The organism is Bacillus aquiflavi, assembly GCF_019915265.1.
Taxonomy (GTDB): Bacteria; Bacillota; Bacilli; order Bacillales; family Cytobacillaceae; genus Bacillus_BT; species Bacillus_BT aquiflavi.
Map to the genome: position 1 here is coordinate 2,411,628 of NZ_CP082780.1, position 15,727 is coordinate 2,427,354.

14 protein-coding genes and 1 pseudogene are annotated in these 15,727 nt (G+C 34.5%); 2 read left to right on the top strand and 13 right to left on the bottom strand.

Translation table 11 applies throughout. The annotated features are described in order from the left end of the window. Positions 1-5 precede the first annotated feature (5 nt). Entirely contained in the window at positions 6-1,772 is a 1,767-nt protein-coding gene (locus tag K6959_RS11725) for an N-acetylmuramoyl-L-alanine amidase family protein (RefSeq protein ID WP_223086579.1), read from the top strand. A gap of 267 nt (positions 1,773-2,039) precedes the next feature. On the opposite strand, the gene K6959_RS11730 is transcribed toward K6959_RS11725, so the two are convergent. Continuing rightward, complete coding sequence (locus tag K6959_RS11730; RefSeq protein ID WP_316252486.1) at positions 2,040-2,906, bottom strand: IS110 family RNA-guided transposase; 867 nt, start codon at positions 2,904-2,906, stop codon at positions 2,040-2,042. A 173-nt stretch (positions 2,907-3,079) separates the two neighbouring features. Then, positions 3,080-3,277, bottom strand: a complete 198-nt coding sequence (locus K6959_RS19200) for an IS110 family transposase (RefSeq protein WP_262421778.1) — start codon at positions 3,275-3,277, stop codon at positions 3,080-3,082. A gap of 619 nt (positions 3,278-3,896) precedes the next feature. Here K6959_RS19200 and K6959_RS11735 point away from each other — a divergent pair. Next, positions 3,897-4,457: pseudogene (locus K6959_RS11735) on the top strand (GNAT family N-acetyltransferase). A 258-nt stretch (positions 4,458-4,715) separates the two neighbouring features. Here the strand turns inward: K6959_RS11735 and K6959_RS11740 are convergent. From K6959_RS11740 to K6959_RS11790, 11 genes are all read right to left on the bottom strand, one after another. After that, a complete protein-coding gene (locus K6959_RS11740) occupies positions 4,716-5,774 on the bottom strand; it encodes an ABC transporter ATP-binding protein (RefSeq protein ID WP_163243457.1) in 1,059 nt (352 codons plus the stop codon). 133 nt (positions 5,775-5,907) lie between these two features. After that, a complete protein-coding gene (locus tag K6959_RS11745) occupies positions 5,908-7,536 on the bottom strand; it encodes an ABC transporter permease (protein WP_223086580.1) in 1,629 nt (542 codons plus the stop codon). A gap of 11 nt (positions 7,537-7,547) precedes the next feature. After that, positions 7,548-8,621 (bottom strand): extracellular solute-binding protein, encoded by a 1,074-nt coding sequence (locus K6959_RS11750; RefSeq protein ID WP_163243459.1) that lies wholly within the window; start codon positions 8,619-8,621, stop codon positions 7,548-7,550. Positions 8,622-9,061: 440 nt separating this feature from the next. Next, the gene (gene dtd, locus K6959_RS11755) at positions 9,062-9,508 is read right to left on the bottom strand and encodes a D-aminoacyl-tRNA deacylase (RefSeq protein WP_163243460.1); all 447 of its coding nucleotides are present in this window, start codon (positions 9,506-9,508) and stop codon (positions 9,062-9,064) included. Positions 9,509-9,519: 11 nt separating this feature from the next. Then, the gene (locus K6959_RS11760) at positions 9,520-11,721 is read right to left on the bottom strand and encodes a RelA/SpoT family protein (protein ID WP_223086581.1); all 2,202 of its coding nucleotides are present in this window, start codon (positions 11,719-11,721) and stop codon (positions 9,520-9,522) included. A 434-nt stretch (positions 11,722-12,155) separates the two neighbouring features. Next, a complete protein-coding gene (locus tag K6959_RS11765; protein WP_223086583.1) occupies positions 12,156-12,689 on the bottom strand; it encodes a TipC family immunity protein in 534 nt (177 codons plus the stop codon). 19 nt (positions 12,690-12,708) lie between these two features. Next, positions 12,709-13,065: a TipC family immunity protein gene (locus tag K6959_RS11770; RefSeq protein ID WP_262421779.1), complete on the bottom strand. Its 357-nt coding sequence runs from the start codon at positions 13,063-13,065 to the stop codon at positions 12,709-12,711. Positions 13,066-13,141: 76 nt separating this feature from the next. Continuing rightward, the gene (locus K6959_RS11775) at positions 13,142-13,324 is read right to left on the bottom strand and encodes a hypothetical protein (protein WP_223086586.1); all 183 of its coding nucleotides are present in this window, start codon (positions 13,322-13,324) and stop codon (positions 13,142-13,144) included. After that, entirely contained in the window at positions 13,321-14,898 is a 1,578-nt protein-coding gene (locus K6959_RS11780) for a T7SS effector LXG polymorphic toxin (RefSeq protein ID WP_163240696.1), read from the bottom strand. The genes K6959_RS11775 and K6959_RS11780 overlap by 4 nt, the downstream gene beginning before the upstream one ends. Continuing rightward, complete coding sequence (locus K6959_RS11785) at positions 14,898-15,263, bottom strand: DUF3958 family protein (protein ID WP_163240698.1); 366 nt, start codon at positions 15,261-15,263, stop codon at positions 14,898-14,900. Before K6959_RS11785 ends, K6959_RS11780 begins: the two co-directional genes overlap by 1 nt. After that, entirely contained in the window at positions 15,256-15,552 is a 297-nt protein-coding gene (locus K6959_RS11790; protein WP_223086588.1) for a TIGR04197 family type VII secretion effector, read from the bottom strand. The genes K6959_RS11785 and K6959_RS11790 overlap by 8 nt, the downstream gene beginning before the upstream one ends. Between the last annotated feature and the right edge of the window lie 175 nt (positions 15,553-15,727).

Here is a 15,727-nt window from a genome sequence, read left to right on the forward strand (position 1 = left end):
GCTTATTGCAGAAAAAAGTGATCGTTTTTTTTATTAGTGTCATCTTAATTTTTAGCTCTTTTGAATCATTACAGACAATTGAAGCTGCTGCAAAAGGCTCTGTCACTATTCAATCAAACAGCGTCAACATAAGAAAAGGTCCCGGTCTTAGTTATCCAGTCATTACGAAGGCAGCTAAAGGTGAAACATATACTCTTCTTGACGAAAAAGATGATTGGTATGAAATAAAATTAAAAAGCGGACAAAAAGGTTGGGTGGCTAATTGGCTTGTTTCTAAAAAATCAACAACCAATAAAAATGAGAAGAGCTCTTATTCTAATAAAAACGCAACCGTAGCTACCGAATACTTAAGAGTCCGAAATGGACCCGGGACAAACTTCCAAATGATTGGCCATTTAAATCATGGAGATAAAATTGAAATTATTGAAAGTAATGATAGCTGGGTAAAAGGACATACTCCGTTTGGAATAGGATGGGTTTCCAAAGAATATATTACAGGAGATGAACAAAGCAGTCAGGATCTAAACTACGAAAAAGTAGGAATTGTTACAGTCCAAGATTTAAATGTTAGAAATGAGCCTTCTTTACAAGGCAACATTGTTGGAAAACTAAAAAAAGGAACTGAAATAACAATCCTTTCACGGAAAAATGATTGGATAGAAATTACTTATGGACAAGCAAGTGCATGGGTCAGCAGTAAGCATATTAAATTAAAAACAAAAGCACAAAAAAATAAAAACTATCAAACAACAAAAGCACAAAAAGACCGAAGCGTACATTTAAAAGGAACAGTAGGTACTGTAACCGCTACAGCTTTAAATGTACGTAAAAGCAATTCTCTCGATGGAAAAGTGATTGGTCATGTTAAAAAAGGACAGAGCTTTATTATTCTTGAAGAAGTAAATAATTGGGCAAAAATTGAATTTAGTTCTGGACAATATGGATGGGTCGCAGGCTGGTTCCTTGAGAAAACAGAAAATAAAGGAGGAAAAGCCTCTGTCGATGAAAAAAGCTATGTAACCATTTTACATAATGGAACGAATCTTAGAAAATCACCAACAGTTGAATCATCTGTTATTGAAAGAGCAAATAAAGGGGAAACATACCCAATCATTAGCAAGCAAAATGATTGGTATGAAATCCAGTTAGAGAAAGATGTAACAGCCTTTGTTGCTGGTTGGATAGTTTCGGTCACAGGTCCAATTCCTAAAGTTGAAAAACCTGGTGCGGGCATACATTTAAAAAATAAAACAATTGTAATTGACCCTGGTCATGGAGGTAAGGATAACGGTGCAAAAGGTGTTAAAGGAACGATTGAAAAACATTTAACATTAAAGACCGCAAAGTTAATTCATGATAAATTACGTGCTGCTGGTGCAAATGTCATTTTAACGAGAACAAATGATACATACATCTCCTTACCCGAAAGAGTAAGTACAGCTGAATACTACAATGCAGATGCTTTTATAAGCATTCACTACGACAGTATTAAAGATAAAAGTGTTCGCGGGCTAACTAGTTATTATTATCATTCGTTCCAAAAGCCTTTAGCCGACTCTATTCACAGAGCCGTGACAGCTAATACTAAACTTCGGGATCGTAAAGTACGTCAAGGCGATTATTACGTCTTACGTGAAAATGAGCAAAATGCAGTTCTGTTAGAGCTAGGTTATTTAAGCAACGGTTCTGAAGAAATTTTGATTACCTCTTCGCAATATCAAGAAATAGTAGCAAATGGCGTTTATAACGGACTTGCTCAATATTTTAAATAATATTTTTATTAAAGTAGCATTCTTAAAAAAGGGAATGCTACTTTTTCTTTATTTTCTGAAGATTTCATATATAATAAGGATAATTCGTTATTAAGCCCAGTGGTAATATGTCAAGCACTAAAATTCGGTGGATTGGAAATTAATATTGGATTTCATTGAAAAGTGCTTAAAAAAGAGTATAACAAATAAACCTCACACTATTTTCGATTTTTTACCAATCACTATTAGTGTGAAGCTGGGTGTTTGAAAGGGTCTGAATGAGAAGTTTTAATCTCTCCTTTCAGGTGGTGTGTACAACTGATTGGTGCGTAGTAGCGAAAACACCAATCGTACCAGTTTTCTTGCAGTTAAGACGAGAGCGCGTTTGTGTTTATGTTTTGGAACTTCATCGTACTTTTTTGTGTAAAAAGCTTTATATTCAGAGTCATACTTTCGGATCTTATCAGCAGCTTGAATAAGGTAGTATCGCAAATATTTATTGCCTGTCCTCATTCTTGCCGTTTCTTGGGATTCGAATTCGCCCGATTGGTTTTGGTTCCATACCAAACCAGCATATTTCGCTAAGGCATGATGATCTTTAAATCGCTTTATATCGCCTATTTCGGCTATCAGCCCTGCCGCATAAACGTCTCCAATTCCTTTTACAGACGTTAGAGTTTGCGGTATGCCTTTCATTAACTTGGCAATTTCTTTATCTAGCCGCTTTACTTGTGACTCGATATGTTGAATGGTACTTAAAGTAACTGACATAGAAATATTTACGGGATCCTGCATAGCCTTATTTAACCGATAAGATGATCTAGCCAACTTATGAAGATATTTTGCGATTTCTTCTGGGTTTTCAAATCGGTTCTTCCCTTTATCCTGCAGGAACTCGACGAGTTCTTCGATACTCATTTCAGCGATGGTTTCGGGCTCTAGTTCTTCCATGACAGCCATACTCGTAGCTCCGAATTTATCTGAAAATGGATTATCTTGTCTCAGTCCACTGAACTTTAAAAAGAGCTGGTTAAGAAAATACGTTTTATTTCGGGTAATTTCCCGCATAAAATGAAACCTTGTCCGTGTTAATCGTTGAAGGGCTTCATATTGTATGGCATCTTTCATTTGGGCTGGCAGTCGGCCAAAGCGCAAGTGGTCAGCGATGACCCAGGCATCTATGCGATTTTTTTTTCACAAGGGAGTCATACCCTTTTTTAAAACGAGCGACTTTTCTCGCATTTAGTACGTAGATAGAGGCTTGGAACTTAGGTTCATAGCCTTTCATTTGGTCTTGTAGATAATGGGCAAGATGCCAACTGTAAAGATCAGTGGCTTCCATCCCAATCTTCAATTGGTTGGCCTGACTTTTTTCCGCTGCTTCTAGCATTCGTTTGATCAGGGTTGCGGCCCCCGTTTTGATCATTAGAAACAGAAAAGTCGGCAAGTGTGGATCCGTCCTGTTTCATGAAATGGACATGATGGGACTTCAAGCTTACGTCTACACCAACAAGCATTTGTGACATACCAATCACCTCCAGTAGGTAAGTTAATCAAGAACGTTCAGACCTGGGTGCCCACGGGAATCATCGATGTCTTCCTCGTCATCAGCACTCAAAGAAAAGAAGTCCATCATGAGCGCTACACTCACTTCTTTTACGGCGGCGCAACCAGTGGTTAGACCTTCAATAATGAACCATGGGTAGCAGGCTTATTAAGCAGTACATCGCGAGATGTCCGCAAGGGGGAAAAGCAATATCCTGATACGATCCTGTCGGGTTCCATTGTCCCATGAGCAGGTCTAAAACGCTATAAAAAAAATGACGGAGTAAAACGCTGGAGCATCCTCCATTCTCCGCCATTTCACGATATTCAGTTAAAAGGTATTTCAAAGAAGCAGTAGGGAACTATCCCCCTGCGAAATAACAACAATACGTAAATCTATTATTGATAGTTTGACTTTACCTCGGCTTCCCCACCAGAGGGGTGAAACAAGGGTAAAACAAAAACATTTATTGATGGGAAAGCCGAGAGGCTAACCTTTAAAAAAACCTATAGGAATCTAGAGTGAATTGTAGAGGATCCGGATCAACTGGAAATTCTTCTAGAAAGAGCTCTTACTACTACTATACGAGGGGTGAATGGATGAAGATGACAAAAGTATACACTGATTTACCTATTTTAGAAACGAAACGACTTGTCCTTCGAAAAGTAACTTTAAATGATGTAGAAAGTATGTTCTTATATTGTTCTAATGAAGAAGTATCGAGGTACGTACTTTGGGATACGCATCGGATCTTATCTGACACGAAAGAGTTTGTCAAATATATCTTAAATCAATATGAAAATAAAAAGTTGGCTCCTTGGGGTATCGAATATAAAGAGAATGGAGAATTCATTGGGACAATTGATTTTGTTTCGTGGCAGCCACAACATAAAAGCGCTGAAATCGGATATGTCATTTCTCAAGAATAGTGGGGGAAAGGGATAACAACTGAAGCTGCAACTGAAATTGTCAAGTTTGGATTTGAGAAAATGGATTTAGTTCGTATTCAAGCAAAATGTTTTGCAGAAAACATTGGTTCACAACGTGTAATGGAAAAGATAGGAATGTCTTTTGAAGGCATAATGAGAAAAGGATTATTCGCAAAAGGAAAACATCATGATGTAAAGTTGTACTCTATTTTAAAAGAAGAATTTACTTAAGACACAAAATATTTTGATGGAAGTATGAATATATAAAGATCCATTCACATGTGATTTGATCCCAAATTATTAACAAATGCTTGCATCCTTGTTGCATGTGCTCGATATAACATCATAAATCCTATAAACTACAAGTTCTATTCACCTTCTCGCACTCTGCTCCTTGACTGACATGCGTTTTCAACTAGTTCTTTCGGAATCAAATCACTATTATTATTTGTTAGCAATGTTCCTGCTGACATTGCATTACTGCATCTATTATTTTTCAACTAATGAAACAAGTTCAGGTTTAATATCAAAAGAAACAACCTGCCCCTTTTTTACTTGCTGTTCGATCGGTACATGAATGAATATCGATTGCTTCCCACCTTGTTCAGTATTAATCTTCACAGTTACTTCTTGATACTCTCCACTATATATAACATCTTCTACTTCAGCAACGTACTTCCCATTTTCAACAAGACGACACCCTTCAGGTCTGACAGAAAGCGTCACCTCATCGATTAACTGTTCAGATTTTGTAGGTAAACATACTTTCCCAATATGGGTATAAACGTGTTTTAAATCATTAGCCATTTTACCCGTTAACAAATTAGTTTTCCCCAAAAACTGTGCTACAAAACAATTTTTAGGACAACGGTACATCTCCATAGGTGTATCAATCTGTTCAATAACCCCATCTTTCATAACAACAACACGATCTGAAACAGCAAATGCATCCTTTTGATCATGTGTTACGATAATAGCGGTTGTATTGGTAGATTTTAATATCCTTTTGACATCGTAACGCATTTTTTCCCTCATATTTGCATCTAAATTACTAAATGGTTCGTCCATAAGGATCACTTTTGGTTCAGGAGCTAATGCCCTCGCAAGCGCAACTCTTTGCTGCTGACCCCCTGACAACTCATGGGGATACCTATTCGCATATTGGGCAAGGCCAACTAATTCAAGCACCTCTATTGCTCGTTTCTTTTTCTCTTTATTGTTCCATTTCAATAACCCAAACATTACATTTTTCACAACAGTCAAATGTGGAAATAAAGCATAGTCTTGAAAAACCATCCCAATCCCGCGTTTTTCAGGAGGTAAGCTGTAGTCTTGTTTAAAAATCGTTTCGCTGCCAAAGTGAATTTCACCAGATGTAGGTTTTTCAAAGCCCGCAATCATTCTTAGCGTAGTTGTCTTTCCACATCCACTAGGACCAAGTAAAGTAATAATTTCGCCTTTTTTAATTTCAAGATCAAAATCTTTAACTGCACTTTTCGCAGCATGAGGAAACGTTTTCGTCAATTCTTGTAGTTTAATAAACGCCATCTGTCTTACCTCTTTTCAAAACACTTTGATGATAATGATTATCATTCTATTAATAATAGTATAGGACAGTCTCTAAATAACGTCAATCACAATTATATGCCTAAAAAACATTTGCATTCATAAGGAATATCCTTTACTTTTTTAACATGAAACGCAACGGTAACATAGAAACGATAATAATTAATAATGCAGCAGGTGCTGCTAAGTGATAAACTGCCTCACTCGCTTCCGTCCATACTCGAACTGCTAACGTATCAAAACCAGGAGGTCTTAATAAAAGAGTAGCTGGCAACTCTTTTATTGAGCTGACAAAAACTAATGCACCACCTGCAAGAATACCAGGGATAATTAACGGAACAATTACTTTTAACATTACCTTCACAGGAGAATAACCTAGACTCCTTGCTGCTTCATCAATTCTTGGAGAAACAAGGCTAAGGGCCGCTTCCCCTGATTGCATTGCCTGTGGAAGAAATCTGACAATATAAGCAAAAAACAGAAGGGCTATTGTATTATACAACCAAGGAATATACTGATTAAAAACAAAAACAACTCCTAATGCAACAATTACTCCTGGCAAAGCATACCCTGAATAAGTGATCTTATCTATAATGTTCGTTAAAACAGATGGATATCTTATTTTAAAATAAACAATCGGCAGTGCTATGATCATACAAATCAAAGCGGACACACCTGCAACAAGTACACTGTTCCAAGCATAACCCCAAAAGCGAGAATCTAACGCTCCTTCCATCACCCCAACACTTGACCAATAAATAAGGACGATAGTCGGAAGAAGAACCGCAAGAGAAAATATCCCAAGCACATATATAAGTACTGGAGCTTTCCATTTACCTAAAGATAATAAAGAAGGTTTTTTATATGTATTTGATGTTTGATAATATCTTTGCTTTAGACGCGTTCTCCTTTCAACCGCGAGAAACACTAAAGTAATTAGTATAAGAACCATACTTAAAATTGAAGCACTAACATGATCGTAATTTCCCATTTGATAGTATATAGCGGCAGTAAATGTCGTATATCGAAGCATCGCAATTGCCCCAAAATCGGATAATACATATAACGATATTAAAATGGCACCTGCTCCAATCGCTGGTCTTAGAAAAGGTAAATTTACCTTCCAAAAAACTTGGAACGTGTTTAGCCCTTGTATTCTTGCTGCATCCTCAAAGCTTTGGTTCATTTTTCTTAATGCTGAACTAGCAATAAGAAACACATACGGATATGTAAACATAGTTAATACAAAAACAACGCCCCAAAAGGAATAAATATTAATTGGATATTCAGAAAACCAATTCATCCATTTTTCCTTTAACCATCCTGTTGGTCCAAAAATGATAATATATGTCATTGCACCAACATAAGGGGGGATAACTAATGGTAAAGCTAAAAGCCATTGCCAAACCTTTCTTCCTGGGAGATCACATCTGTTTACAAACCAAGCTAGTGAAATACCGATTGATACTGATAAGATGGTAACAGTAAATGTTAAACTTAATGTATTCCATAGTAAGCCTGGGATTCTCGTATCTAATAATTTAATCCATTGTTCTGTTCCAGCAAATAGTGAACTCCAAATTACATATAAAATTGGGATAAACATTACAAAAGCAATCATTATGCTGAGTAATAACAATATGTAGTCTGGCTGGCTTCCATTTTGAGATTTTATAAAGTTTTGGAAAAAAGCTCGAAATGCACGATTTCGAGCCTTAAAGTCTGACTGTTCTTGTCTGTTCATTATTTGGTCTCCTATTTTACTTCTAAATCAAGCCCTGCTTTTTCAATTAATGTTTTGGTATCAGTCCATACTTTACCTAGCTGACTTAATGGCATTTCCATTGTTTTGTAATCAGAAATACGTTTTGCTTCCTCCGTTGTTTGCACATTAGGATTTAATGGCACTTCTTTAGAGGCAAATGAAAATTCCTTTTGATTTTCTTCTAAAAGAATCCACTCCAAAAATTCTTTTGCATTTTTTTCGTTTGGAGCTCCTTTTATAAAAGCAACACCAGCCGCATTTACGAATACGCCCATCTCATCATCTGCTTGATCCGTGTATACTGCACCAACATGATTATTAGTTGGTTCATTTAGCTGCTGATGATAGTAATAGTTATTAACTAAACCAAATTTATATTCGCCTGAACCAACTGCAAGTCTAATTTCACCATGATCTTTCATAATTGCCCCAGCATTTTCTTTTATTTTCTTTAACCATTCGCTTGTTTTCTCATCGCCCCATTCATTTCTAAGAGCTGAAACTTGTGCAACAAGACCAGCATTTCCACCCCTAGTAATTGCAAATTGACCTTTCCACTTTGGATCAGTTAGTTCCCACATTGTTTTAGGCATTTCTTCTTCTGTTATTAAGTCCTCATTATACATTAATATTCTAGTCCGTGCAGATAAACCGAACCAAGAATTATCTTCCGCACGATACTTTTCATCAATGCTATCAATTCCTTTTGGATCAAATCCTTGAAGTAAACCTTCTATACGTAAATGCTCCATTGCACCAATATCATTTGAAATCAATATATCGGCTTGTGGCCGCTTACCTTCCTCTTTAATTCGGTTTATAACCGTATCATCTGCATGTAGTGCTTTTACTTTAATACCTGTTTCTTGTTCAAATTTATCCAATAAAGGTTGAACAAACTTCTCTTTTCGAGAAGAGTATACAACTAACTCGCCTGACTTTTTAGGATTATCTTTCACTTCTTCTTTTTGAGCATCTTCTTTATTTGAAGAACCGCACGCTACTAAAAGCACAAAAGAAAGCGCTAATAATAACCCTAATAAAAGTTTTTTGGTTAACTTCATTTCATTTATCCCCCTATGTAAATCTAATTTTATGAATAATTATCACAAGATTCATTATAGTTGATAACGATTATCAATGTCAATATTATTTATTGTCAAATAAGTGTTTGTTATCTTTTATTTTATCCTATTAGTATATTGTATTCTCACTATCGAAATGAACAATACATGACAAAGCAATAAAAAGATAAAGCACGGAGACGGGAAAACTTTAGACAGTATAGAAATAGTCGAACCAAAAAGTACCCAATAAAAAAGCACCTATTTTAACAAATTTAAAATAGGTGCTTACATTCATATCAAAATAAATAGTTTTTAGTCATTTTGTTCATCATGCACCTGTCTCAAACAATTTCAAAAATAAAAAGGCTGTTGGTCAAAAATGTGAATAATACTGTACATTTTTCCCCAATAACCCTAACTTAAAATAATAGTTTTGTTTATTTTTGTTTACTGTCGATGACAAGTGTAACCGGCCCATCGTTTATTAATTGAACATCCATCATTGCGGCAAATTTGCCCGTTTCAACTTTAATACCTTTCTCCTGAATAAGGTGATTAAAGTGGTTATATAGTTTTAACGCATGATCAGGCTTAGCTGCTTCCATAAAGTTTGGCCGTCTTCCTTTGCGACAATCACCATACAAAGTAAATTGTGAGACTGATAAAACTTCTCCACCAATCTCTAGCAAGGAACGATTCATTCTTCCATTTTCATCTTCAAAAATACGAAGGTGGACAATTTTTTCAGCTAAATAAAAAGCGTCTTCTTCTGTATCTTCGTGGGTTACACCAACGAGTACAACAAATCCTTTCTGAATTTGCCCTACAATTTTCCCTTCAACTGCTACGCTTGCATTTTTGCTTCGCTGTACAACAACTCGCATAAAAAAACTCCTTAATTCATCATTCTTCGCACTGAATAAATATCGGAAATTTGCTTAATTCGATCGACAACTTTTTGTAAATGGCTTACATTTTGAATATAGATCGACATCATAATCGTTGCCATTTTATTTCGATCAGATTTTCCAGATACTGCGGAAATATTTGTTTTCGTTTCATTTACTGCTTGAAGTACCTCATTTAATAAACCACGGCGATCATAGCCACTAATTTCAATATCAACAATATATTCTTTTCGATCATATAAATTTGTTTCCCATTCAACTGGAATTAGTCTTACTTTAGCTTCGACTGAATTAATATTTGGACAATCTGAGCGATGAACGGAAACGCCTCTTCCTTTTGTAATAAAACCTACAATATCATCTCCTGGAACAGGATTGCAGCATCGTGATAACCGAATTAATAAATTATCAATTCCTTTAACACGAACACCCGATTCTCGTCTTTTTGTTGTAGGAAATGATTTTAATTCAGATACTGCCAGATCTATTCCCTGCTCATTAACTTGTTCTAGTTCGCGTTGTTTCCGATACTTTTCAGTCAATCTGTTGGCAATTTGTGCGGCCGTTATCCCATTATAGCCAACAGCAGCATACATATCTTCCTCACTAGCAAAGTTAAACTTCTCTGTTACTCGTTTCACATTTTCAAGTGTCATAATTTCTTTTAACTCAAATTCCATATTACGAATTTCTTTTTCAATAAGTTCTTTACCTTTAGTAACATTTTCTTCGCGTCGTTGCTTTTTAAAAAACTGACGGATTTTATTTTTTGCTTGTGACGTCTGAACAATCTTTAGCCAGTCTTGACTTGGACCGTATGAATGCTTTGATGTTAATATTTCAATAATGTCGCCCGTTTTTAATTTGTAATCGAGAGAAACCATTTTCCCATTTACTTTCGCCCCAATTGTTTTATTACCAATTTCAGAATGAATTCGGTAAGCAAAATCAAGAGGAACAGACCCTGAAGGGAGTTCAATTACATCACCCTTTGGAGTGAATACGAAAACCATATCAGAAAACAAATCAATTTTTAGTGATTCCATAAATTCTTCTGCATTTGTTGTATTATGTTGGAATTCTAAAATTTCTCTGAACCAAGTTAATTTTTCTTCAAAGGAAGATCCTTCGTTCACTTTTTTTCCTTCTTTATAAGCCCAATGAGCAGCAATCCCAAATTCAGCAATTCGATGCATTTCAAATGTTCGGATTTGCACTTCCAAAGGATCACCTTTAGGCCCGATTACGGTTGTATGCAACGACTGGTACATATTTGGTTTAGGCATGGCGATATAATCTTTAAAACGCCCTGGCATCGGCTTCCAGCACGTATGAATAATTCCTAAAACAGCATAACAATCTTTAATATTATTTACGATAATTCTTACTGCAAGCAAATCATAAATTTCGTTAAATTGTTTATTTTGCAATGCCATTTTTCGGTAAATACTATAAATATGCTTCGGACGACCAGATATTTCTGCTTTAATTGAAACGTCGCTCAACCGACTGCGTACTTCTTCAATGACTTCATCTAAATACTGTTCCCGTTCAGCACGTTTTCGCTTCATTAAATTAACGATACGGTAATATTGCTGCGGGTTTAAATAACGCAAAGCCGTGTCTTCAAGCTCCCACTTAATTTTAGAAATGCCAAGCCGATGTGCAAGTGGTGCAAAGATTTCCAGCGTCTCATTTGCTATCCGCCGTTGCTTTTCAAATGGTAAATGTTTTAGCGTCCTCATGTTATGAAGCCTATCAGCAAGTTTTATTAAAATAACCCGGATATCTTGAGCCATTGCGACGAACATTTTCCGATGATTTTCAGCTTGTTGTTCTTCTTTAGATTTGTATTTAATTTTACCAAGCTTTGTAACACCATCAACTAACATCGCCACTTCATCATTAAATGACTCTTTAATGTCCTCTAGTGAAATACTTGTATCTTCTACAACATCATGAAGAAAGCCAGCCGCTACTGTAGCTGGATCCATTTGCAGGTCAGCAAGTATCCCAGATACTTGAATTGGATGAACAATATACGGTTCACCCGATTTTCGAAATTGATCCCGATGAGCTTTTTTTGCAAACTCATATGCTTTCTCAACGAATGCTACATGCTCTTGATTTAAATATTGTTTTGTACGATCAATAACCTCTTTAGCGGTTAACACATGATCATTTGCCATGGAATCACCTATTTAAACCTTTTTTAATCATATATAAAAAAGTTCTTATAAAAAGAACTGCACCAGTCCTAAATATCCGTTTTTTTAATTTTTGACTGTTTTTTTAATTATAATGATTGTTACTATTATCGAAAAAAAAAGGCAAGATGTAAAGGGGATAAGAACTATCTTTTTAAGGAAATTGTTCTTTTCTGTCGAAAAAAACATTTTTAATCGTTTTAACGTAATAATATAAAGTAGATTTTTTCCTTTTCGATAAGGGAATAACGGAGAAAAAGGAAGCATCTTCTTCAGAGACCGAAGCACTTCCTAATGCAACATTTACTTATTTTTTTGAAAAAAAACTAGTTCTAATCATTAATTTTCTTCTATATATATTTCACCTAAGTCTTCAAGAGAAAATTTGCTTTTTGGGTTATATGTAAACCAATCTGTCAACAACTTATCATATAAGAAATATTTTTTTTATTTACTAATTCCTCTTTAATCATCTTATGTTTTTTCATAAACTTTTCTATTTCTTTTGGATCTCTTGTGCTGTAACTCTCCTTAGTGGGATCATCATAAACCCTTATCTTTTCAATTTTTTTAATTATTATTTTTTTTGAATTAAGATTATAAAAATAGGTAAACCTTAATGATTCATTTTTGTAATCTTCAATGCCTATAACTTCAATTGTCTTTTCTTTTTTATCAAAAAATATGCTCATCCCCTCATTGCTATTTAAAGATGCATCATTATAAATTTCTCTATTTTGATTTGGTAAATAATTCGCTCTCAAGTTTTCAGGTATATTTTTTAATACTTTTAAATTTTGGAAACTAGTAGATGTATATCCTCCTAACACAGTTTTCACTTCAGCATAATACATTTCATCAAATACATTTTTTATTTGGTTTGCTTTAAACAAATAGATCCCCCCTAGTACAACAACTAAAATGATTATCGTGTAGGCGATTTTTTTCATTTAAATTCTCCCATTTCGTTCATTTCTCTTCTACATATATTTCACCTAAGTCTTCAAGAGAAAATTTGCTTTTTGGGTTATATGTAAACCAATCTGTCAACAACTTATCATATAAGAAATATTTTTTTTTATTTACTAATTCCTCTTTAGTCATCTTATGTTTTTTCATAAACTTTTCTATTTCTTTTGGATCGCTTGTGCTGTAACTCTCCTTAGTGGGATCATCATAAACCCTTATCATTTCATTTTTTTTAATTATTATTTTTTTTGAATTAAGATTATAAAAATAGGTAAACCTTAATGATTCATTTTTGTAATCTTCAATGCCTATAACTTCAATTGTCTTTTTTTTTTTTTTATCAAAAAATATGCTCATCCCCTCATTGCTATTTAAAGATGCATCATTATAAATTTCTCTATTTTGATTTGGTAAATAATTCGCTCTCAAGTTTTCAGGTATATTTTTTTAATACTTTTAAATTTTGGAAACTAGTAGATGTATATCCTCCTAACACAGTTTTCACTTCAGCATAATACATTTCATCAAATACATTTTTTATTTGGTTTGCTTTAAACAAATAGATCCCCCCTAGTACAACAACTAAAATGATTATCGTGTAGGCGATTTTTTTCATTTGAATTCTCCCATTTCGTTCATATTTTCTTCAAGACTGCGAATAAAACGATACGAATCTGGTGCCTTAGATTTTAATTCATCTAAGTTGGAAACTTTAAGTTCGGCAAAAATTTGCTTTTTCACGTTCTCTACGGTTGTATGTTTCGTAAATAATTCAGCACGTGTATACTTTATTCCGACTTCTTTATAATATTTATTTACAGCGGCTTGATAAGATAGCTGTTTTTCCTTTATTAAATAGTATATATTTTCGGCATCTAAATCTGCGATATAGTCATCTTTTCCAAAGCTTGGCGGCTCTCCTATAGTTGCATCGCCCAACCAACCAGCTAAATCTTCCTTTTTCTCCTTTCCGATCCCTAATCCGAAAATCTTCATATCAGTTAAAACGAATCGATTATTAAGCATTGTTGCGGTAGTAATTTGCTGATGGGCGAAATCCCCTTTAGTTACCATTCTGTTATATTGTTCATTCCAATATATTTTAAATTCTGTATCTGTTAACTCTTTACCTATAGCATCTTCTAAACTTGCTTTGTACATATTAATTCTATTATTCTTTTCTAAAAAGACTAAACTATTCTCTTTAGGTAATGAAACAATCTGGTTCTGCACGCGAACTTTATATCTTAACAGTTTATATTCGTCTTCAGAAAAGCCTAAAAAAATTGTAAAAAAATCTTTTTCATCAAAACGAAATTGAGGCAAGACCGTATACGGATCCCCAGCGGTCGCGTTCCATTTAAAATGATCACCGCTTGAACTCTCACTTCCTCCATAACTAAATCCGCCAATTAATCGTGTAAAATACCAGTCAAGTTCTTCTGATGAAGCATAAGGGAACCTTTCTTTTAATTTCTCTTGTAGTTTATTCATGAGTTTAACCTCTTCTTCACCGAAACCAAATTCTTCTTGAAGGTGTTTATCGAATTCTTCTTCTGCAGTTAAATTCTTATACTCCCACTCATTATGAATCGATTTTGCCCATTTCATATCCGTTAATTTATATTTGAAACTATGTGCAAAGTCATCCCATGTACCTTGACTAATCATATGTAAACCAACTTCAATATTAGCTAAAATAGATTGAGCTTTCATATGGAGACTCGCATTATTAGAGTTAAAAGCATACAAACGTTGGATCGTAGCGACCATCTTTTTCGTCTCAAAAATTTGCTCTTGAACATTCTTAAATAAATGAAAGTTATCTTCTTTTAAACTATTTAATCTACCTTCAAAAGTATTTATTTTTAGTAGCATTTCGTGCAGTTTATCCGTATCAATGATAGCGGACGGTGAAGGATCTACTTGTGCTTGGAATCGACTAATTAAAAATTTATTTCCCTCGATAATCTCTTCATTGGCACGGATAATTCCTTTGATTAGCGGAAGGTATACATCCCGCATGTATTCTTTAGCAACTTCATAGGATCTCCCTTTAAGGAGCGAATCATTGCTAAATGTTTCAATGGCTGTTAAAAGTCTATAGGCTGCGTTATTTTTACTTTGGAGAATTTTGTTTATATCATTAATTTGTTGATGCATTTCTGACATCGCTACTCTAAGTCCCATTATAACGCCTCCTTATTTGCACGAAGCTGTGCATATTGTTTGTTTAAAGCTAATTCCTGTTCATAAAGGATTTTCTTTTCGTTTTCTAAGCACTCTCTTTCTTCTTGAAATGCTTTTTCCGCCTCTCTCGTTGTTTCAAATAGTGTATCTTCCGTATCATTTAGAAAAGCAGAAGCTTCTACCCCCCGCCAAAAATGACTGAGTTCATCTAAAAGCTGTTTTCCTTTTAACATTACATCATGAAATTCATCAAATGCTAATTCATTTTTCTCAATTTCTTTTATGACTTCTAACCGTTCTTCTTCATTTTTTTGTAATTCATTATATACTTGCAGCTTTTTTTCATGCCGATCTTTTTTACCCATTTTTATTCACCTTATAGGCAATAGCCATTGCTTGCATGTGGTCATGCTTTTCAAAGCTTTTCGCGATAGATAAAATCCGTTCGAGATCACTTACTAAATAGCTAGAGATCATATCTGTATATAATAACGTAATTGGAAAAGCTTTTTTTTTCATATAATCGTTAGGAGTAATATTTGTAAATCCCGACATAGTTGCCACTGAACTTGTATGGCTTAAAGCATTCTTTTTATTTTTTATCTCATTTATGTACTGCTGAACAATCGTTTGATCTGATCTTATCTCACCCATTTGAATGCCCCCTTAACTTGTAAATAATAATATAATTATACTATATTTTGAAATTAATGATAATTCTTTCTACGTCAATTGTGAATAATGACCATAATTAATAAATCTCTTTTGAGCTTGCCTTGTTATGGATACTTGCTAAAAAGTAGGACAGATAAGTTAAGGGAGAAATTTT